The sequence below is a fragment of the Pseudomonas sp. Teo4 genome (genome assembly GCF_034387475.1).
Taxonomy (GTDB): Bacteria; Pseudomonadota; Gammaproteobacteria; order Pseudomonadales; family Pseudomonadaceae; genus Aquipseudomonas.
In genome coordinates this window covers 3,009,648-3,029,188 of record NZ_JAXCIL010000001.1, presented here as the reverse complement: position 1 = coordinate 3,029,188, position 19,541 = coordinate 3,009,648, and the positions used below count along the sequence as shown (strand labels likewise).

The 19,541-nt window shown below is 64.0% G+C and carries 11 protein-coding genes; 4 read left to right on the top strand and 7 right to left on the bottom strand.

What is annotated here, in order from left to right:
* Window positions 1-268 precede the first annotated feature (268 nt).
* From dsbG to PspTeo4_RS13555, 6 genes are all read right to left on the bottom strand, one after another.
* Window positions 269-1,027, bottom strand: coding sequence for a thiol:disulfide interchange protein DsbG (gene dsbG / locus PspTeo4_RS13580; protein WP_322364307.1), 759 nt, complete (start codon window positions 1,025-1,027; stop codon window positions 269-271).
* A gap of 1 nt (window position 1,028) precedes the next feature.
* Window positions 1,029-1,865 (bottom strand): prolipoprotein diacylglyceryl transferase family protein, encoded by an 837-nt coding sequence (locus PspTeo4_RS13575; RefSeq protein ID WP_322364305.1) that lies wholly within the window; start codon window positions 1,863-1,865, stop codon window positions 1,029-1,031.
* Window positions 1,865-3,577, bottom strand: a complete 1,713-nt coding sequence (gene dsbD, locus PspTeo4_RS13570; protein ID WP_322364304.1) for a protein-disulfide reductase DsbD — start codon at window positions 3,575-3,577, stop codon at window positions 1,865-1,867. The genes PspTeo4_RS13575 and dsbD overlap by 1 nt, the downstream gene beginning before the upstream one ends.
* Window positions 3,578-3,723: 146 nt before the next feature.
* Window positions 3,724-4,344 carry a GAD-like domain-containing protein gene (locus PspTeo4_RS13565; protein WP_322364303.1) on the bottom strand — a complete coding sequence of 207 codons (621 nt, stop codon included), beginning with the start codon at window positions 4,342-4,344 and terminating at the stop codon, window positions 3,724-3,726.
* Between the two features lie 28 nt (window positions 4,345-4,372).
* Complete coding sequence (locus tag PspTeo4_RS13560; RefSeq protein WP_322364302.1) at window positions 4,373-4,996, bottom strand: GAD-like domain-containing protein; 624 nt, start codon at window positions 4,994-4,996, stop codon at window positions 4,373-4,375.
* 15 nt (window positions 4,997-5,011) lie between these two features.
* Window positions 5,012-6,358: a DUF6861 domain-containing protein gene (locus PspTeo4_RS13555; RefSeq protein WP_322364301.1), complete on the bottom strand. Its 1,347-nt coding sequence runs from the start codon at window positions 6,356-6,358 to the stop codon at window positions 5,012-5,014.
* 269 nt (window positions 6,359-6,627) lie between these two features.
* Between PspTeo4_RS13555 and PspTeo4_RS13550 the strand changes: the two genes are divergently transcribed.
* The 3 genes from PspTeo4_RS13550 (at window position 6,628) to PspTeo4_RS13540 (ending at window position 10,240) form a co-directional block, all read left to right on the top strand.
* The gene (locus tag PspTeo4_RS13550; RefSeq protein WP_322364299.1) at window positions 6,628-7,311 is read left to right on the top strand and encodes a response regulator transcription factor; all 684 of its coding nucleotides are present in this window, start codon (window positions 6,628-6,630) and stop codon (window positions 7,309-7,311) included.
* Window positions 7,308-8,630, top strand: coding sequence for an ATP-binding protein (locus tag PspTeo4_RS13545; protein ID WP_322364297.1), 1,323 nt, complete (start codon window positions 7,308-7,310; stop codon window positions 8,628-8,630). The genes PspTeo4_RS13550 and PspTeo4_RS13545 overlap by 4 nt, the downstream gene beginning before the upstream one ends.
* 218 nt (window positions 8,631-8,848) lie before the next feature.
* Complete coding sequence (locus PspTeo4_RS13540) at window positions 8,849-10,240, top strand: aspartate aminotransferase family protein (RefSeq protein ID WP_322364295.1); 1,392 nt, start codon at window positions 8,849-8,851, stop codon at window positions 10,238-10,240.
* 245 nt (window positions 10,241-10,485) lie between these two features.
* On the opposite strand, the gene PspTeo4_RS13535 is transcribed toward PspTeo4_RS13540, so the two are convergent.
* Entirely contained in the window at window positions 10,486-11,457 is a 972-nt protein-coding gene (locus PspTeo4_RS13535) for a siderophore-interacting protein (RefSeq protein WP_322364293.1), read from the bottom strand.
* A 168-nt stretch (window positions 11,458-11,625) separates the two neighbouring features.
* On the opposite strand from PspTeo4_RS13535, the gene PspTeo4_RS13530 reads away from it, so the two are divergent.
* Window positions 11,626-19,530, top strand: coding sequence for a non-ribosomal peptide synthetase (locus PspTeo4_RS13530; protein WP_322364291.1), 7,905 nt, complete (start codon window positions 11,626-11,628; stop codon window positions 19,528-19,530).
* Window positions 19,531-19,541 lie beyond the last annotated feature (11 nt).

The window sequence follows — 19,541 nt, the reverse complement described above, 5'->3', positions numbered from 1 at the left end:
CGTGGATCGAGCGCCGCCCACGCGGCGCATCGCGAGCAAGGCTCGCTCCTACGTTTGTTTCGGGCCAGTTATGCCTGTGGGATTTGTGCGCGAACGCCTTGGCGTACGACTCGATATCGTGTCGTATAAACAAGGCGGTCGCGCGCGCCTGTCACAGGCGTTACTGGCCGTAAACAAACGTAGGAGCGAGCCTTGCTCGCGATGCGCCGCGCGGGCGGCGCTCGATCTCATAGGCGCCCAAAGGCTAACGGCATGCACTCCCAGGCAACTACCGCTTACCCAGAATCTTCCCCAACATCTCCGGCCGCGGCGCCCCTTGCTGGCTCTGCAGGTTCCCCTGCTCATCCTGATAGAAAATCGCCGGTGTAGCCTGCAACCCCAGCTCTTCCATCAAGGCAAGGTTCTCCTCCAGCTGCTTCTGCACCTTCTCGGGCACTTTCTCCAGCGGCTTGAGCGTACTGCCTTTACCGGCTTTCTCATGCTCGGCCAGTGCCTTGGCCGGGTCCTTCGCAGCCAGCAACGCCGCCGATTTGCCCGGGCTATCCTCGCGAATGATGCCAACCATGATATGGCGCAGTTGCACCTTGCCCGACTCCACCCAAGGCCGTGCCTGCTGCCAGAACATGTTGCAGTACGGGCAGTTCGGGTCGCTGAACAGGTACACCTTGCGCGGTGCATCGGCCTTGCCATCGGCAATCCAGGCGGTCTTTCCCATCTTCGCCCAGATGGCCTTGGTCATCGGGCCGTACACCAGCTTTTCCAGCGGTTCGGCGCTCAGGTCCTTGCCCTGTTCGTCGAACAGGCTGCCGACCAGCACATGCTTGCCGTCCGGGGTCAGGTACAGGGCGATGCCGTTGTTCTGGTATTGGGCGGCATAGCCGCGCAGGCCGTTGGGGGCATCGAAGCTGCCCTTGATCACGGCGCCCTTGGCTTGTATCTGCTGGATCGCCTTGGGCAGCTCTTCGGCCTGCAAGGTCGGGGTGGCCAGCAGGGCCAGGCTCAGGGGCAGCAGTGCAGTCAGTCGCATGTCATTTTCCTTGTGCGGCAGGGGCGGGCTCGGCGGCCCGTTCGAAAGGTTCCAGGGCATGGCGCAGGCTGGCGCGGGACAGCTCGCCCAAGTGGCTGCCGATCAACCGGCCATCGGCGTCATAGAACAGCGTGGTGGGCAGGGCCATGGAGCCGACGCGCTGGGCCAGCAGGCCGGTGCCGTCGAACAGCACGTGGGTCAGGCTCAGGCCGGTGGTGGCGAGGAAGGTGCTGACGTTTTCCGGCGTTTCGCCCTGGTTGACGAAAAGGAAGGTCACATGGGCGTAGTCGCCCTGGGCCTGCTGCAGCACCGGCATCTCACGGCGGCAGGGCGGGCACCAGGTGGCCCAGATATTGATCACCAGCGGTTTGCCACGGTAACTGTGCAGCGCCACCGATTGCCCGCCGGCATTGCGTAGGCTCAAGTCTGGCAACTCGGTGCCCTTGCTGTACAGATGGCTGCCCAGGCTGGCCAAGCCCCAGAACAGCGCGCCGCTGAACAGTGCCCAAGCCAGAGAGCGGCGCAGGCCAGGCTGGCGCCAACCTTGCCACAGGGCGGCCAGTACGATGCCGACCAGGCCGGACCAGAACAGGAAACCGCCGTCGCGGATGTCGATGACCTGTACCCAGTCATCGCGGTACATCGGCCAGTAGGCCAGCACGAAGCCCAGGCGTGCGCAGAGCAAACCGATCAGGAACAGGTTGAACAGTGCCGACTCCGGGCTTTCGCCGCCGCGCCGGGCGACCCACCAGCCGACCAGGCAGGCCACGGCCAGGGCGCTGAGCATCAGCAGATGGTTGAGGGCCATGGTCAATGGCCCGAGGGTGACGGTCAGCATCAACCTTGGCTCCTGGTCTGGGTCCAGTGTTGCAGGAATGCCGGCGCATCCACCTCACCAGTGATGCGCCGCGCCCGACGTTCCTGCCCTTCGGGGCCGATCCAGATGATGCTGGGCGGGCCGGGTACGAGGTAGCGTTGCAGCAGGTCGCGGCTGGCCGGCGAATCTGCGGTCACGTCCAGGCGCAACAGGTGCACGCCGGCCAGGCTGGCCTGTACATCGCCACGGGCGAACACTTGTTTCTCCATGACCTTGCACGACACGCACCAGTCGGCATAGTAGTCGAGCATCACCCATTGGCCACGGGCCTTGGCGGCGTCCAGCTCGCGTTGCAAGTCTTCGGGGCGGCTGACGGTGGTGAACGCGTCCTCGGCGTGCTGCGACGTGGTGGCGGCGCCACCACCGGCGAATGGCCGTAGCGGTTGCCAAAGATCGTCACCGCCCGCGGCAGCGCCGACCAACAGCAAGCCGCCCCACAGCGCGCCGAGCAGGGGCACTGCCCGTAGTGCAGGCAGGCGCTGCAAGGCCGGCCAGGCGGCCCACGCCAGGGCAATCAGCCAGGCGCCGCTCAGGGCCAGCAACAGGGTCGCGGGCAACAGGCTGCGCACGGTGTACAACGCCATGGCCAGGAACACGAAACCGAACACGCCTTTTACCCGGTTCATCCAGGCGCCGGGGCGCGGCAGGTAGCGGTTGCCCAGGGTCACCAGCAACAGCAGTGGTACGCCCATGCCCAGCCCCAGGGTGAACAGCACTAGCCCGCCTTCGACGACGTCGCCACTCTGGGCGATGTACAACAGCGCCCCGGCCAGCGGAGCGGTCATGCAGGGGCCCAGCAGCAGCCCGGAAAGCGCGCCCAGCAACGCCGCTCCATACAGGTTGCCGCCACGGGTGCTTTGCCCGGCACGGTCAAGGCGGTCGCGCAGGACGGCGGGCAGTTGCAGTTCGAAGGCGCCGAACATCGGCAGGGCCAGGACCACGAACAACCCCGCCAGGCTACCCAGCAGCCAAGGTTGTTGCAGCCATGCCTGCAGGCTGGCGCCCAGCAGCGCGGCGACCACGCCAAGCGCCGCATACACCAGGGCCATGCTCAGTACGTACACCCCCGCCAGCACCCAGCCACGCCGGGCGCTGGCACCGTTGCCCAGCACCAGCCCGGCCAGAATCGGCAGCATTGGCAGCGAGCACGGGGTAAAGGCCAGCAGCAGGCCAAGGCCGAAGAAAGCCAGCAGGCTCCAGGCCAGGCTGCCTTGTTGCAAACCGCTGGCCAGCGCCTGGTCACTGGCCTGGTCGGCGACTGGCGTGGCGCTGCCGCCCAGATCGATGGCTGTGGTTTGCGGTGGGTAGCACAGCCCTGCGTCGGCGCAGCCCTGCCAACCCAGGCGCAGCTCGCCCTTGGCGTTGGCCGGAATCAGCAGTTCAAGCTGGTCGCGGTACACCGCACTGTCGCCAAAGAACTCGTCGTGATGGTTGAGGGCAGGGGGCAGTTGCGGGTGTTGTTCGGTGGGCAGGCCGTCGAACTTCAGACGCTTCTGGTAGAGGTAGTAGCCTTGCTTGATCTGGAAAAACAGGCGCATCTGGCCGTCGGCCTGGCGGTCGTGGGTCAGCACGAAGGCCTGGTTTACCGGCAGGAAGTCGGGTTTGACGTCGAACGGGTTGGCCTGGAGCGGGCCGGCCAGGAGGAATGTCAGGAAGAGCAGGAGGACGCGCATGTCTTCGCCTTGGCAATGCTGGGAGTGAGGCCATGCTGGCCTGGAAGCATTAACACAGGGTTAACCGGGGGTTGTGCGGTTGACTGCGAGGCGGGTAGCGGTTGCCTTTGTTGCGATCCCGCCCCGGTTGCTCGGCAATGACCGGTTTACTCGTCGTCTGAAAACTCATAGGGCAAAAGGTCGGTGAATTGCGAAAGGATGATCAAGTGTTCTACGGCTTTGAGTTTTTCGAGGTGTTTTAGAGTGCCGGACCCTCCGAGCATCAACGCGGGAACGAAGCCATACATCTCGTCACTGGCGAGATCGCCCAGCGCCTCCCTTGCAGGCTTGAACAGATCGTTGAAGTTGATGCTTTCGGTCATTACCCACATAAGCAATGCCTGGATCTTCCCATCCATATCTTCCGCAGATGAACTGTATGCGCCGTCGATGTAGCGAGAGTGGTAGGCGGCAATGGTCAGGAGCGACCCTGTGTGTTCACCCCACAGGTACAGATCGCCGAAGGCGCTGCGGGCGATGAGGTGATAGGTGTCACGGGTTTCAAAGTGGGTACCAGACAGCCAGTGGGCGACCACCTCTTCATATTCCTGCGGGTTGACCATCCAGAAAAGGCCTGAGCCGTAGCCGCGCCAACCGTGCTCCTTCCAGTATGTAATTAATTGGTTGGGAAGCTTTCCTTGGTAGTTTTCAATGATGGGCAGTGGGACTTGTTGTGTCCCGATGGGGTTGTCGAAGGTTTCTTGGAAAATGGAAAAGATTACGTCCATGAGTAGTGCTCCTTTGGGTTTTTAGGGGTTACTGTATTTCGTCAGAAAACTCATAAGGGATGAGGTTCGTCAGTTGTGAAAGAAAAATCAGGTGTTCAATGGCCTTGGTTTTCTGCAAAAACTTAAGAGAGTCAGAGCCTCCCAACATCAAGGCGGGGAAAAATCCGTACATTTCGTCATGGGCCAGTGTGCCAAGACTTTTTAGCGCAGGCTTGAATAAGTCATTAAAATCATTGGATGCGACTTTTCTCGACAAAATGAATCCCTGTAGCTCTGCATCTAATTGTTCCTTGGTAAAGCTGGTTTTGTAGAAAACGAAACGAGAGCTGACACTTGTGATTTCCAACGAAAATCCAGTTCGCTCGCCCCATAAATAGAGGTCTCCAAATGCGCTTCGCGCAATAAGATGGTATGTGTCATGCGTGTTTAATTTAGTGCCTTCTATCCAGGATGAAACCACGGGCTCATATTCTTGCGGGTTTACTGTCCAAAAAATTCCGTCGCCGTAACCCGCCCATCCGTGCTCGGACCAATAATCCAAAAGTTTTGAAGGAAGCTTGCCTTTGTATCTTTCGATAGTGGAGGGAGGCACTTCACGTCGCTCGATGGGAGGGCCGAAATTTTCAAGAAATCTTGCAAAATACTTGTCCATTTCTGTTTCCTTGTGTTAGCACTTTCGAAGTCTTACATTCATGCGGGTTGAGCCTCTGAGGGTAGCAGGTACACTTTCGGCAGCTTTTTTTAAGTCTGGAATTTTTGTTCTCCACTGGGGGCCGATAGTTGAGTTTACCTGGCGGTCCCCGAAGTCTGCTATGATGTCCCTGCCTCCTGCTATGAGGTCCGGGTTGTGCAAGGCTGCTATGAATGACATGCGATTTCTGGCTTTTTCAATTGCGGTTGATTGTGCTTCGAATGGATCCATGCTTTTCCGTAGTTCCTTTTCAATGCTCTCTTGGATAGTCTCTTGATACTTTTGTCTGGCTTTTTTGGCAATCCCTTGATTTCTTTGGGTTGGGTTTTCGATTTTTTCTAAAAATTCCTCAACGGTCATCCAGTTTATTCCGTCCTCTTGACCATTAAGCTGTCGTTTGAACTCACCTATTTTGTATTCTGGTAGTTTTCCAGGTTTGAAACATTCGACATTATGCAACGCCATAGTGCCGAGACTTCCCTTCGAAGGCTCCTTGTCTTTCCCGCCAGGGCGATTCGGTTGCCCTGAATCACGATCACCCAGCCCCCCATTACGCCGCTCCGGCACTTGCAGATCCGGCCGTGTCTTCAACCCCTCCTCATGCTTGAGCATCCATTGCCCCAGCCTTGCCCCCTTGTTACTGGCCGCCATTTCCTGGGCCAGCACCCGTGCATCCCCGCGTCCGCGGGTGAGGTAGGCCACGATCGCCCCCAGCAGCAGTACCACCACCTCCACATGGCCGATGGCGATGTAGTGGGCCGCCTGGGAAATCGCATACGGGGAGTCCTGGCTGAACGCGCTCAGCCCTTCATCGCCGTGTGTCCCCTCCCAGGCGATCTGGATGCCTTGCAGGTAGTACTCGCCAATACGTGGAAGGCCATCGACGAAGAACTCGGCAATCGATGCCAGCCCGAGCATCCCGAGGATCCAGCCACTGACCTTCAGGCCCATGGCCGCGCCTGCGGCCCCCAGCGGTATTGTGCCGGCCCCTGCGCCAAAGACCCCGATACCCGCGCCAATGGCACCACCGGTGAGGGCGCTGCCGGCCACGATCATCGCCATCTGCCGGACGACGACCAGCAGCTCATCGACGATGCTGGCTATATCGAGGTCGGCAAAGCGTTGGCGCAGCATGTGTGCTGCCTGCCACTCGGCCTGGTCGAATGCCTGTCGAACACTGTCGACACGCCTAAGGTTGAGCGCGAGTGAGGGAACTTGCTCGTTCAGGTAAGTGCGGAAATGGGCGCCTCCTTGATAACCCATTTCATCGGTAATACGGGACTCGATTTCATGCCAAGAGGGCACGATGTTCCATATGAACATGAACTGTCTCCCTGACAGTGTGTGCAGGGAGAAATCAGATCATGGATCGTCAGAAGACATTTCCGAGTTACTTGTAGGAAGTTTCTCTTTCGTATTGATGGTTGAAATAGTTTTAATTATTTAGAGGGAAATATTCTGACTTGAAATGTAAACAATGCTGATCAAACGCCTCGACAACCCGCTATCGCCGCCACGTTTCCCAGGGTACATAATCCCCTCTTAATCCCCCTATAGTGCAATGCCAGCCACACCAGTCCGGGAGCACCACCATGCACGTTCTTCTCTGCGAGGACGACGACCTGATCGCCAGCGGCATCTGCGCCGGCCTTACCGCCCAAGGCCTGACCGTGGACCGGGTGGCCAATGCGGCGGGCGCGCGGGCCATGCTCCAGGCTGCGCAGTTCGATGTGATGATCCTCGACCTGGGACTGCCTGACGAAGACGGCCTGAAGCTGCTGCGCCGCCTGCGCCAGCAGGGTGTGGACCTGCCGGTGCTGGTACTCACCGCCCGCGATGCGGTCACCGACCGGGTCGACGGCTTGCAGGCCGGCGCCGACGACTACCTGCTCAAACCCTTCGACCTGCGCGAACTGGCGGCGCGCCTGCATACCTTGCTGCGGCGGGTGGCCGGGCGGGCGGTGAACGTCATCGAGCATGGCCCGCTGCACTATGACCCCAGCAGTTGCGAAGCGACCCTGGCCGGCAAACCGGTGGACCTGTCGCGGCGTGAGCAGGCCTTGCTCCAGGCCCTGCTGCAGAACCCCGGGCGGGTGTTGTCCAGCGAGCAGCTCAAGGATTGTGTGTACGGCTTCAGTGACGAGGTTGAAAGCAACGCCCTGAACGTGCACATCCATCACCTGCGACGCAAGCTCGGCAACGGTATAGTCGAAACCGTGCGCGGCCTGGGTTACCGCCTTGGCCCGGCCCAGGCGCCGGAGGAGGTCGCGCCATGAGCCTGCGCGTGCGCCTGAGCCTGATCCTGGGCAGCGCCTTCATCATCATCTGGGCCTTGGCCGCCGCCTGGATGCTGCGTGACCTGCGTCAGCAGATGATGTTTTCCCTCGACCAGCGCCTGGTGGCCTCGGCGCGCATGGTCGCTGGCCTGGTCGACCAGTTGCCGCAGCCTCTGACCGCCAAGGGCGAAGATGCGCATTTCTCGGCCGACCAGTTCAGCGTGCCGGACGGCATGGCTTGCCAGGTCAGCTCGTTGCGGGGCGAAATCTTGGCCAGCAACCACAAGCACGACGGTGCCATGGACGACGAGCGCAGTGGTTTTCGCAACCAGACCATCGACGGTGCATCGTGGCGCACCTTCACCTACAACCACGGCGATGTACGCATTACCACGGCAGACCGCCACATGGAGCGAGAGGCGCTGAACCAGTCGATTCTGCTGGCGGCTTCGGCGCCGGTGCTGATGGCCTTGCTCGGTAGCCTGGGTTTGCTGTGGATTGGTTTAGGCAAGGGCCTGGAGCCGCTCAACCGCATGCGCGATGCCTTGCGCAGGCGCCGCGCCGACAGCGTCGAGCCGTTGCAGGTGGCGGGCATGCCCAGCGAACTGCAGCCGCTGGTGGAGACCCAGAACCAGCTGTTCCTGCGCATCGCCCAGACGATCGAGCGCGAGCGGCGCCTCACCGACGATGCTGCCCATGAGCTGCGCAGCCCGCTGACCGCCATCAAGACCCACCTGCAGGTCGCGCGGATGACCGACGGCGCGGTGCGCGAGCAGGCGCTGGAGCATGCCGAGCAGGGCGCCGACCGCATGCACCGTACGCTGGAGCAACTGCTGATGCTGGCCCGCGTGGAGGGCAGCCTGTCGTTCGAGGATGGCGTGCAGTGCAGTGCCGAGCAGGTCGCCCGCCAGGCGGTGCAGGATGCCGGTGGCGGTGACAATCGGCGTATCGTCCTGCACCTGCCGGATGAAGCCGCGCAAATCTACCTGGGCATGCCCGCGCCACTGGCCGTGGCGGCACTGCGCAACCTGCTGGACAACGCTTTGCGCCATGGCGGCGAGGCGGCGGTGGAGCTGGATGTGCAGATGGCCGACGGGCAGGTGGGGTTCATGGTCCGCGACCATGGGCCGGGTATTGCCGAGCAGGATCTGGAGCACCTGACCGAGCGCTTCTGGCGCAATGGCAAGAGCGGTGGTTGCGGGTTGGGGTTGGCCATCGTGCAGGCGATTGTTCAGCGTTGCGCCGGTAGCCTCAGGTTCGACAGCCGCAGCGATGGGCTGCGGGTTTTGTTGCAGGTGCCAGCGCGGTCTGGCCATTGATCTTCTTTGCCTGAACTGGCCTATTCGCGGGTAAACCCGCTCCCACAGGTACTCGGCTGTTCTTGAGGGCAGCGCTCAGTCTGTGGGAGCGGGTTTACCCGCGAATAGGCCGGGCCAGCTTCCGAAAAATCCCGCAACAACCGCTAAATCCTCTGCGCACTCAAGCGTTTTTCAAGCGACGACCACCCGCACATTCGCTTGCTTGCGAGGATTTACCGATGTCGACCGCTTCCAGCCTTGCCCAGGTCCTGCCGGCCAGCGCGCCGCAACCCCTGTACGAGTTCGCCGATTCCCCGTTGCTGCAGCGCCAGCAACAGCAGGAATCCAACGCCCGCAGCTACCCGCGACGCCTGCCGCTGGCGCTCAAGCGCGCCCGTGGCATCCATGTCGAGGACATCGAAGGCCGCCAGTTCATCGACTGCCTGGCCGGTGCTGGCACCTTGGCCCTGGGCCACAACCACCCGGTGGTGATCGAAGCGATCCAGCGCGTGCTGGCCGACGAGCTGCCACTGCACACCCTGGACCTGACCACCCCGGTCAAGGACCGTTTCGTCCAGGACCTGTTCGGCGTGTTGCCCGAGGCGCTGCGTCGCGAGGCGAAAGTGCAGTTCTGTGGCCCGACCGGCACCGATGCGGTGGAAGCGGCGCTGAAGCTGGTGCGCACCGCCACCGGGCGCAGCACGGTGCTGGCGTTCCACGGCGCCTACCATGGCATGAGCCAGGGCGCGCTGAGCCTGATGGGTAGCCACGGCCCGAAGCAGCCGTTGGCCGCACTGCTGGGTAATGGCGTGCAGTTCATGCCGTATCCGTACGACTACCGTTGCCCATTCGGGCTGGGTGGCGCGGCGGGTGTGAAGGCCAACCTGCATTACCTGGAAAACCTGCTGCTCGACCCGGAAAGCGGTGTGCCGCTGCCGGCTGCGGTGATCCTGGAAGTGGTGCAAGGCGAGGGCGGGGTGATTCCGGCCGATATCGAGTGGCTCAAGGGCGTACGCCGCATCACCGAGCAGGCCGGCGTGGCGCTGATCGTCGATGAAATCCAGAGCGGTTTCGCCCGCACCGGGCGGATGTTCGCCTTCGAGCACGCCGGCATCGTTCCGGATGTGGTGACGCTGTCCAAGGCCATTGGCGGCAGCCTGCCGCTGGCGGTGGTGGTGTACCGCGACTGGCTCGACACCTGGAAACCAGGCGCCCACGCCGGCACCTTCCGTGGCAACCAGATGGCCATGGCCGCGGGTTCGGCGGTGATCAACTACCTGACCGAGCACCGCCTCGCCGAGCATGCCGAGGCCATGGGGCAGCGCTTGCGCGGTCATCTGCAGCGTCTGCAGCGGGACTACCCGCAGCTGGGCGATATTCGTGGCCGGGGCTTGATGCTGGGTGTGGAACTGGTCGACCCGCAAGGCAAGGTCGATGCGCTGGGCCACCCACCAGCGAACCGCGAGCTGGCGCCGAAGGTGCAGCGCGAGTGCCTCAAGCGTGGCCTGATTCTGGAGTTGGGTGGGCGTCATGGCGCGGTGGTGCGCTTCCTGCCGCCGCTGATCATCAGCGCCGAACAGATCGACGACGTAGCTCAACGGTTTGCCGAGGCGTTGGCTGCGGCTATCTGATAGTGGCCTGGGGCTGCGTAGCAGCCCTGGTTCGCGATCATGCGAGGGCTGCGCCAGCTCCCACAGATATCTCACCCAATCAATGAGATAGCTTTTGTTTGGTGGGAGCTGGCGCAAGCCTGCGATGGGGCGCGTAGCGGCCCCTCTGAGGCAGCTGCGAGCGCTTCGCACTCGATCGCAGGCTGGCGCCAGCTCCCACGGGCTTCAGCAAGCGCTGTGGAGCCTTGCCAGCAATGGGCCTTCAACTACTCGAACGAACGCCCCGCCCGCCAGTAGCCCATCAGCGTCAGGCAGGCACGGTCCAATTGCCGGTCGTTGACCAGGTGCCGACGAATTTGCATCACCGTCGCCGACTCCCCGGCCACCCAGGCATAGAAGTCACCGCGCCGGGCCTGTGCCAACTCCCAAGGCCGACGTTGCTCGATATCGATCTCTTCCAGCGGGCGGGCCTTGCCCGTTGCCTGCGCCTGCGGCAGCTCGGCCAGATGCTCGACGGCATGCAGCATGGCAGCGCCGTGGTCGCTGCCCAGTACATCACGCGGCAGCCAGTGCAGGTGGGTGTCGCGGGGGCATTCCAGGTCCAGGCAGTCTGCCTGCAACGGTACCTCGACGAACGCCTGGACCTGCGGCGGCTGTTTATTCGCGGCCAGTGTTTCGAGGATGCCAGCGATAGCGGGCAGGGCCGTCTCGTCGCCCACCAATAGCACGCGATCCACCCCGGCAGGCGGATTCCATTCGTAACCACCGGGGTCCTTGGGGTAAGCCAGGTTGGGCGCCAGCATCTGCAGGCGATCACCTCTGCGGGCGTGTGTCGCCCAGGCTGAAGCGGGGCCGTTGACGCCGTGCATGACGAAGTCGATATCCACCTGCGCCTGGGCTCGACGCAGGGCGCGGATGGTGTAGGTGCGCATCGGCGGGCGGGCCGCTTCCGGCAGCTGTTTTCGGGCGTCGTTCCAGTGGCTGTCATGGGGCAGCGCCGGCAGGCTGCCGTCCGCAGCAGGGAAGAACAGCTTGACCCGCTGGTCGGGGCCGCTGCACTGCATGCTGTTCACGTCGGGCCCAGTGAACACCAGTCGGCACAGCGAAGGGCTCAGCTCAATCTTGTGCACCAGTTGCAGGTCGAACAGCCGGTAGGCGCTGGGCTTTTGCCCCAGGCCGCCGGCCAGTTTGCGCAAGCCGCGCTGCATGGCGCTGGCGAGGGAGGAGGAGGTGGACATGGTCGGTCCTTTGGCATCGGGTTCACCGATTGGACGAGTGCTGCGCCGGGCAATTTAGCCGCTACCCGGCCCGCGCTGTCGGGCCAACGCTAATTTTTCCGGCCTGGGTTCGTTCTATAGGGACGACCTGTCATCGGGTCATTCGACCCACGCTCCGGATGCCATGAAATGAATGCTGAAGACGCCCTGAAACTCGCTCGCCGGTTCATCGGCCTGCCCGTGGAAAAACGCCAGGTATTCCTGGCGGCGCTGCGCAAGGAAGGGGTGGACTTTTCCCAGTTCCCCATCCCGCGCGATGTAGAGGCCCACGACCGGCAAGCCTTGTCCTACGCCCAGCAGCGGATGTGGTTTCTCTGGCACCTGGACCCGCACAGCGGCGCCTACAACCTGCCGGCCGCGGTACGCCTGAAAGGCGTGCTCAACCGTAAGGCCCTTGAGCAGGCGTTCGCCAGCCTGGTCGAACGCCACGAAACCCTGCGCACGGTATTCCGCCAGATGCCGGACGACAGCCTGTGCCAGGTGCCGTGCGAGCAGGCGCTGACCATTGCCTGGCGCGACCTGGAGGCATTGTCGCCTGAGCAGCGCGAAGCCGAAGTGGCAGCCGAGGCCGAAGCCCAGGCGCAGCAGCCGTTCGACCTGGCTCAAGGCCCGCTGCTGCGGGTGCGCCTGCTGCGGTTGGATGATCAGGAACACGTGTTGCTGTTGACCCTGCACCACATCGTCTCCGATGGCTGGTCGATGAGCGTGCTGATCGATGAGTTCTGCCGTTTCTACGACGCCCACGACCAAGGCCACTCGCCACAGCTGGCGGCGCTGGCGGTGCAGTACAGCGATTACGCGCTGTGGCAGCGTCGCTGGCTGGAGGCGGGCGAGCAGCAGCGTCAGTTGGATTACTGGATGACGCAACTGGGTGACGAGCACCCGGTGCTGGAACTGCCCACCGACCACCCGCGCCCGGTGCAGCCGACCTATCAGGGGCGCCGCCATGAACTGACCCTCGATGCGCAGCTGGTCGAGCAGGTGCGTGCATTGGCACGGCAACAGGGCGTGACCCTGTTCATGCTGCTGTTGGGCGCGTTCAACATTGTCCTGCACCGCTACAGCGGCCAGGGCGACCTGCGCATCGGCGTGCCCATCGCCAACCGCAATCGCAACGAAATCGAGGGCCTGATCGGCTTCTTCGTCAACACCCAGGTGCTGCGTTCGCGCCTCGACGGCATGACCTCGGTAGCCGAGCTGCTGGCCGAGATCAAGGCCGCTTCCATGGGCGCCCAGGACCACCAAGACCTGCCGTTCGAATGCCTGGTGGACGCCCTCAAGCTCGAGCGCAGCCTGAGCTACAACCCGTTGTTCCAGGTGATGTACAACCACCAGCCGGAAGTCGCCGATGTCACCCGCCTGAACGTGGGCCAAGGCCTGGAGCTGGGCGTCATCGAATGGGAAAGCCGCACCACCCAGTTCGACCTCAGCCTCGATACCTACGAGCAAGGCGGTCGCCTGAATGCCGCCTTCACCTATGCCTGCGACCTGTTTGAGGCGCCGACCATCGAGCGCCTTGCAGGCCACTGGCTGCGGGTGTTGCAAGCAATGGTTGCCAACCCAGGCCAACGCATTGGCGAAATCGCCTTGCTGGACGAGCAGCAATACAGCCAGGTGGTCGAGGGCTGGGGCCGCAATGAAGCCCGCTACCCCAACGAACTGACTGTGCATGAGCTGTTCCAGGCCCAGGCGGCGCGTGCGCCGGAAGCGGTCGTGCTGATTTTCGACGGCCAGCAACTGACTTACGGCCAGCTCAATGCACGGGTAAACCGCCTGGCCCGGACCCTGGTCGAGCGTGGCGTGGGTCGCGAAGTGCTGGTGGGCATCGCCCTTGAGCGTGGCCTGGACATGGTGGTCGGCCTGCTGGCGGTGCTCAAGGCTGGCGGCGGCTATGTACCGCTCGACCCTCAATACCCGGCCGACCGCCTGCAATGCATGATCGAGGACAGCGGCAGCCGCCTGATCCTCACCCAGGCCAGCCTGCTGCAACGCCTGCCGCTGCCCGTGGGCGTGCAGACCCTGTGCCTGGACCACGACGAAGCCTGGGCGCACACCGATGCCAGCGACCTGCCCAACCAGGCCCTGGCCGACAACCTGGCCTACGTCATGTTCACCTCTGGCTCCACCGGTCGGCCCAAGGGCGTGGGCATCAGCCACCGCGCGCTGGTGCGCCACGCCCACGTGTCGCTGGGCTTCTTCAATCTGAGCGCCGCCGACCGGGTCCTGCAGTTCGCCACCTTCAACTTCGACGGTTTCGTCGAGCAGCTTTACCCGGCCCTGATCTGCGGTGCCTCGGTGGTGATCCGCGGCAGCGAGATCTGGGACAGCGAAACGCTCTACCGCCAGCTGATCGAGCAACGCATCAGCGTGATGGACCTGACCACCGCTTACTGGCACATGCTGGCCAAGGAGTTTGCCGCGGTCGGCCCGCGTGACTATGGCGTGCTGCGCCAGGTGCATGGCGGCGGCGAAGCGATGCCGCCGGAAGGCCTGCTGGCCTGGCGTCAGGCCGGTTTGGGTCATGTGCGCCTGCTCAACACCTATGGCCCGACCGAAGCGACCGTCACCGCTACCACCCTGGATTGCGACGAGTATGTGCACGGCAAGCGCCCGATTCCACTGACCTTGCCGATCGGTACCGTGCTGCCGGGGCGCAACATTCTGGTGCTGGATGACAACGGCCAGCCGGCGCCGGTGGGCGTGGTCGGCGAGCTGGTGATCGGCGGCGAGCTGTTGGCGCGGGGTTACTTCCAGCGCCCGGGGCTGAGCGCCGAACGATTCATTCCCGACCCTTACAGCGGCGTTGGCGCGCGCCTGTACCGCACCGGCGACCTGGCCCGCTTCAATGCCGAAGGGGTGATCGAATACGCCGGCCGCATCGACCACCAGGTGAAGATCCGAGGTTTCCGCATCGAGCTGGGCGAGATCGAAGCCCGCCTGCTGGAGCGTGAAGAAGTCGCCGATGCCCTGGTGCTGGCGCTGCCGGGCGCCAATGGCCTGCAACTGGTCGGCTATGTGGTGCCGGCCGAACACGGCTTGGTCGACGCAGACCCTGCAACCCAAGCTGCCCTGCGCGAGGCCATCCGCAGCGGTTTGCAAGAGCACCTGCCCGACTACATGGTGCCCGCGCAGTTGCTGCTGCTGGCCCAGTTCCCCCTCAGCCCCAACGGCAAGCTCGACCGCAAGGCCCTGCCACGCCCCGACGCTAGCCAGTTGCAGCACAGCCATGTGGCGCCGCGCACCGCGCTGGAACAGCAGATTGCGGCCATCTGGCAGGATGTGCTCAAGCGCGAACAGGTGGGCGTCACCGACAACTTCTTCGAGTTGGGCGGCGATTCGATCATGTCGATCCAGGTGGTCAGCCGCGCCCGTCAGGCCGGGCTGCTGTTCAGCCCCAAGGACCTGTTCCAGCACCAGACCGTGCAGGGGCTGGCCAGCGTCGCTCGCCAGGGCGATGCAAGCGTGGTGATCGACCAGGGGCCGGTGAAAGGGCCGCTGGGGTTGCTGCCGATTCAGTGCGACTTCTTTGCCCAGCCGATCCCGGCGCGCCATCACTGGAACCAGGCGTTGCTGCTGCAGCCCAAGCAGGCGTTGCAGCCTGAAGCCTTGCGCCAGGCGCTGGCCTTGATCGTCAACCATCACGATGTACTGCGTTCGCGCTTCGTCGAGCAAGCCGGGTGCTGGCAAGCGCAGATTGCCGAGCCGGGCTTGGGCGATGGCGACTTGTTGTGGCTGCGCGATGGCGTGACCCTTGAGCAGCTGAGCGACGTGAACACTCAGGCGCAAGCCAGCCTGAACCTTGCCCAGGGGCCGTTGCTGCGTGCGGTGCTGGCGACCTTGGACGATGGCAGCCAGCGCCTGTTGCTGGCCATTCACCACCTGGTGGTGGACGGGGTGTCGTGGCGTATCCTGTTGGAAGACCTGCAGCAGGCTTACAGCCAATTGCTTCAGGGCCAAGCGGTGCGGCTGCCGGCCAAGACCAGTTCGACCCAGGCCTGGGCCGAGCGCTTGCGTACATTGGCAGAAACCCCGGCCTTGCAAGACGAACTGGGCTACTGGGCCGGCGTACTGCGTGACGCTCCAGTCGACTTGCCGTGCGATCGCCCGCAAGGCAGCCTGCAAAGCCGCCACCGCCAAGTAGTGCGCGGCCGCCTTGATCGCGACACCACCCGCCAGTTGCTGCAGCAGGCACCCGCCGCCTACCGCACCCAGGTCAACGACCTGCTGCTTACCGCCCTGGCCCGCACTCTGGGTGGCTGGACTGGCCATGCCGACGCACTGGTCCAGCTTGAAGGCCATGGCCGCGAAGACCTGTTCGCCGACATCGACCTGAGCCGCAGTGTCGGCTGGTTCACCAGCCTGTTCCCAGTGCGCCTCACCGCCCATGACGACCTGGCCACCAGCCTCAAGGGCATCAAGGAGCAGCTGCGCGCTGTGCCGGCCAAGGGCCTGGGCTTCGGCGTGCTGCGCCACCTTGGCTCGCAGCCGCTGCGCGATGCCCTGGCAGCCTTGGCGCAGCCGCGCGTGACCTTCAACTACCTTGGCCAGTTCGACGCCAGCTTCGACGACGATGCGCTGCTGGTGCCGGCCCGCGAAGGCGCGGGTGCCGAATTGAGCGAAGACGCGCCGCTGGGCAACTGGCTGGAAGTGGAGGGCCAGGTCTACGACGGCGAGCTGGAAATGCGCTGGACCTTCAGCCGCGACCAGTTCGACACCGCCACCATCGACCGCCTGGCCGCCTGCTTCGACGAGCAGCTGCGCGCCGTGGTCGCCCATTGCTGCCAGCCTGGGGTGATGGGTGTGACGCCGTCCGACTTCCCGCTGGCGGGCATCGAGCAGTCGCAGCTGGATGCGCTGGATGTGCCCGCCAACCAGATCGAAGACATCTACCCGCTGTCGCCCATGCAGCAAGGCATGCTGTTCCACAGTCTGCTGGAGCAGGGCAGCGGCGAGTACATCAACCAGCTGTGCGTGGATGTCGACGGCCTGGACGTCGAGCGTTTCCGCGCCGCCTGGCAGGCGGCGATGGACAGCCACGACATCCTGCGCAGCGCCTTCGCCTGGCAGGGCGGTGGCCAGCAGTTGCAGATCATTCACCGCCACTTGCCGTTGGATTTCACCTGCCATGACTGGCGTGGCCGCGCCGACCTGGCCATGGCCCTGCAAGCGCTGGCCGAGCAGGACCGCGCCCGTGGTTTCGAGCTGTCCCGCCCAGGCCTGCTGCGCCTGACCCTGGTGCGCACCGCAGAACATAGCCATCACCTGATGTTCACCAACCACCACATCCTCATGGATGGTTGGAGCAGCTCGCAGTTGCTGGGCGAGGTGATGCAGCGCTACCACGGCCAGGCGCCGGAGCGCCCGCTGGGGCGTTATCGCGACTACATTGAGTGGCTGCAACAGCGCGAGGCCCAAGGCAGCGAGCGCTTCTGGAAAGAGCGCCTTGCGGCCTTTGAGGCGCCGACCTTGTTGACCAAGACAGGCACCGAGCCCGCCAGTGGCAGCGGCCACGAGCTGTTCCACCATGATTTCGACGCGGCCGCCACCCAGCGCCTGAACGCTTTCGCCCGGCAGCAGAAGGTCACCCTCAACACCCTGGTTCAAGCGGCCTGGTTGCTGCTGTTGCAGCGTTACACCGGCCAGGACTGCGTCACCGTCGGCACCACCGTGGCCGGTCGCCCGGCCGATCTGCCCGGCGTGGAAAGCCAGTTGGGGCTGTTCATCAACACCCTGCCGCTGGCCGCCAGCCCGCGCCCGCAACAGACCGTGGCGCAATGGCTGCACAGCTTGCAGGACCTGAGCCTGGCCATGCGTGAGCACGAACACAGCGCGCTGTTCGAAGTGCAAGGCTGGGTCGGCCACAGCGGCGAGGCGCTGTTCGACAACATTCTGGTGTTCGAGAACTTCCCGGTCTCCGAGGCACTGGAGCGTGGCGCGCCGGAAGGCCTGCGTTTTGGCCCGGCCAAGCACAGCGACCTGACCAGTTACCCGCTGACCCTGGGCGTCACCTTGGGTGATCGCCTGGCGCTGCATTACAGCTTCGACCTGGCGCACTTCAGTGCCGAGCGCATTCGCCGCATCAACGGCCACATGGCCCAGCTGCTCAGTGCGCTGGCGCAGGACCCGAAGCGTGCCCTGGGCGAGTTGGACATGCTGGCCGCGCCCGAGCAAGCGCAGGTAGTCGAGCAGTGGAACGACACCTTCGTCGATTACCCGTCGGACACCTGCGTGCACACCCTGATCGCGGCCCAGGCGCAGAAGACCCCGGATGCCGTGGCGCTGGTGTTCGGCGACCGCCAGTTGAGTTACCGCGAACTGGACCAGCAGGCCAACCAGCTGGCTCATCAATTGATCGAGCAGGGCGCCGGCCCGGACGTGCTGGTGGGCATCGCCGCCCAGCGCAGTATCGAGATGGTGTTGGGCCTGCTGGCGGTGCTCAAGGCCGGCGCCGCCTACGTGCCGCTGGACCCCGAGTACCCACGCGAGCGCCTGGCCTACATGTTCGAAGACAGTGCCATCGCGCTGCTGCTGACCCAGACCGACGTGCTGCCTCAGCTGCCGTTGCCTGCGGGCCTGCGCACTTTGTGCCTCGACCAGCAGGGGCACCTGGGCTACCCGCTGACCGCGCCGCAGGTGCAGCCGCAGCCGGAAAACCTGGCCTACGTGATCTACACCTCCGGTTCCACCGGCAAACCGAAAGGTGCCGGCAACCGTCACAAGGCGCTGACCAACCGCCTGTGCTGGATGCAGCAGGCCTATGGCCTCAACGCCACCGATGCAGTGCTGCAGAAAACCCCGTTCAGCTTCGACGTGTCGGTGTGGGAGTTCTTCTGGCCGCTGATGGTCGGCGCCCGCCTGGTGGTCGCAGCACCGGGCGATCACCGCGAGCCGGCGCGGCTGGTGCGGCTGATCGAACAGCAGAACATCACCACGCTGCACTTCGTGCCGTCGATGCTGCAGGTGTTCCTGCAGGACGAAGGCGTGTCGCGCTGCACCAGCCTGTCGCGCATCGTCTGCAGTGGCGAAGCGCTGCAGGTGGATGCCCAGCAGCAGGTGTTCGCCAAGCTGCCGAAGGCCGGGCTTTACAACCTGTATGGACCGACCGAGGCGGCCATCGACGTCACTCATTGGACCTGCCGCGACGAAGGCCTGGACAGCGTGCCGATTGGCCAGCCGATTGCCAACCTGAGCACTTACGTGCTGGCCGACGACCTGTCGCCGCTGCCGGCCGGGCTGGTGGGCGAGTTGTACCTGGGCGGCGAGGGCCTGGCGCGGGGCTACCACCGCCGTCCGGGGCTGACCGCCGAGCGCTTCGTTGCCAGCCCGTTCGGCACCGGCCAGCGCCTGTACCGCACCGGCGACCTGGCGCGCCAGCGTGCCGACGGGGTGATCGAGTACATGGGGCGCATCGACCACCAGGTGAAAATCCGCGGCCTGCGCATCGAACTGGGCGAGATCGAAGCGCGCCTGCTGGAGCAGGAAGAGGTGCGCGAAGCGGCAGTGCTGGCGGTTGGCAGCGGTGCCGACATGCAGTTGGCCGCCTATGTGGTGCCTCATCAACACGATGCCGCGCCACTGGGCCAGGCACTCAAGGCCCGCCTGAGCACGCTGCTACCCGATTACATGGTGCCCACTCACATTGTGCTGCTCGACAGCCTGCCACTGAGTCCCAACGGCAAGCTCGACCGCAAGGCCTTGCCGGCCATCAGCGCAGCAGCGGCGAGCGCGCAGTTCCGCGCCCCGCAAAGCGAGCTGGAGCGCCAGCTGGCGGACATCTGGCAGGACGTACTGGGCCTTGAGCGGGTTGGCCTGGATGACGACTTCTTCGCCCTGGGTGGCCATTCGCTGCAAGCAGTGATGCTGCTGTCGCGCATTCGCGGCGCGTTCGGGGTCGAGCTGCCGGTCAAGGAATTCTACGAACTACGCCAGCTCGGACAGCTGGCGGCACATCTGCAAGGTGATGCCGGTCAGGCGGCCGATGAGCTGGACCTGATCTTCGGCGCGCTCGACGAACTGGAGGAAAGCAATGCCTGAGCACAAGCAGG

Coding starts and splice junctions, on each gene's coding strand:
- dsbG (WP_322364307.1), bottom strand. CDS start 1,027: ATGCGACTGACTGCACTGCTGCCCCTGAGCCTGGCCCTGCTGGCCACC.
- PspTeo4_RS13575 (WP_322364305.1), bottom strand. CDS start 1,865: ATGCTGACCGTCACCCTCGGGCCATTGACCATGGCCCTCAACCATCTG.
- dsbD (WP_322364304.1), bottom strand. CDS start 3,577: ATGCGCGTCCTCCTGCTCTTCCTGACATTCCTCCTGGCCGGCCCGCTC.
- PspTeo4_RS13565 (WP_322364303.1), bottom strand. CDS start 4,344: ATGGACGTAATCTTTTCCATTTTCCAAGAAACCTTCGACAACCCCATC.
- PspTeo4_RS13560 (WP_322364302.1), bottom strand. CDS start 4,996: ATGGACAAGTATTTTGCAAGATTTCTTGAAAATTTCGGCCCTCCCATC.
- PspTeo4_RS13555 (WP_322364301.1), bottom strand. CDS start 6,358: ATGTTCATATGGAACATCGTGCCCTCTTGGCATGAAATCGAGTCCCGT.
- PspTeo4_RS13550 (WP_322364299.1), top strand. CDS start 6,628: ATGCACGTTCTTCTCTGCGAGGACGACGACCTGATCGCCAGCGGCATC.
- PspTeo4_RS13545 (WP_322364297.1), top strand. CDS start 7,308: ATGAGCCTGCGCGTGCGCCTGAGCCTGATCCTGGGCAGCGCCTTCATC.
- PspTeo4_RS13540 (WP_322364295.1), top strand. CDS start 8,849: ATGTCGACCGCTTCCAGCCTTGCCCAGGTCCTGCCGGCCAGCGCGCCG.
- PspTeo4_RS13535 (WP_322364293.1), bottom strand. CDS start 11,457: ATGTCCACCTCCTCCTCCCTCGCCAGCGCCATGCAGCGCGGCTTGCGC.
- PspTeo4_RS13530 (WP_322364291.1), top strand. CDS start 11,626: ATGAATGCTGAAGACGCCCTGAAACTCGCTCGCCGGTTCATCGGCCTG.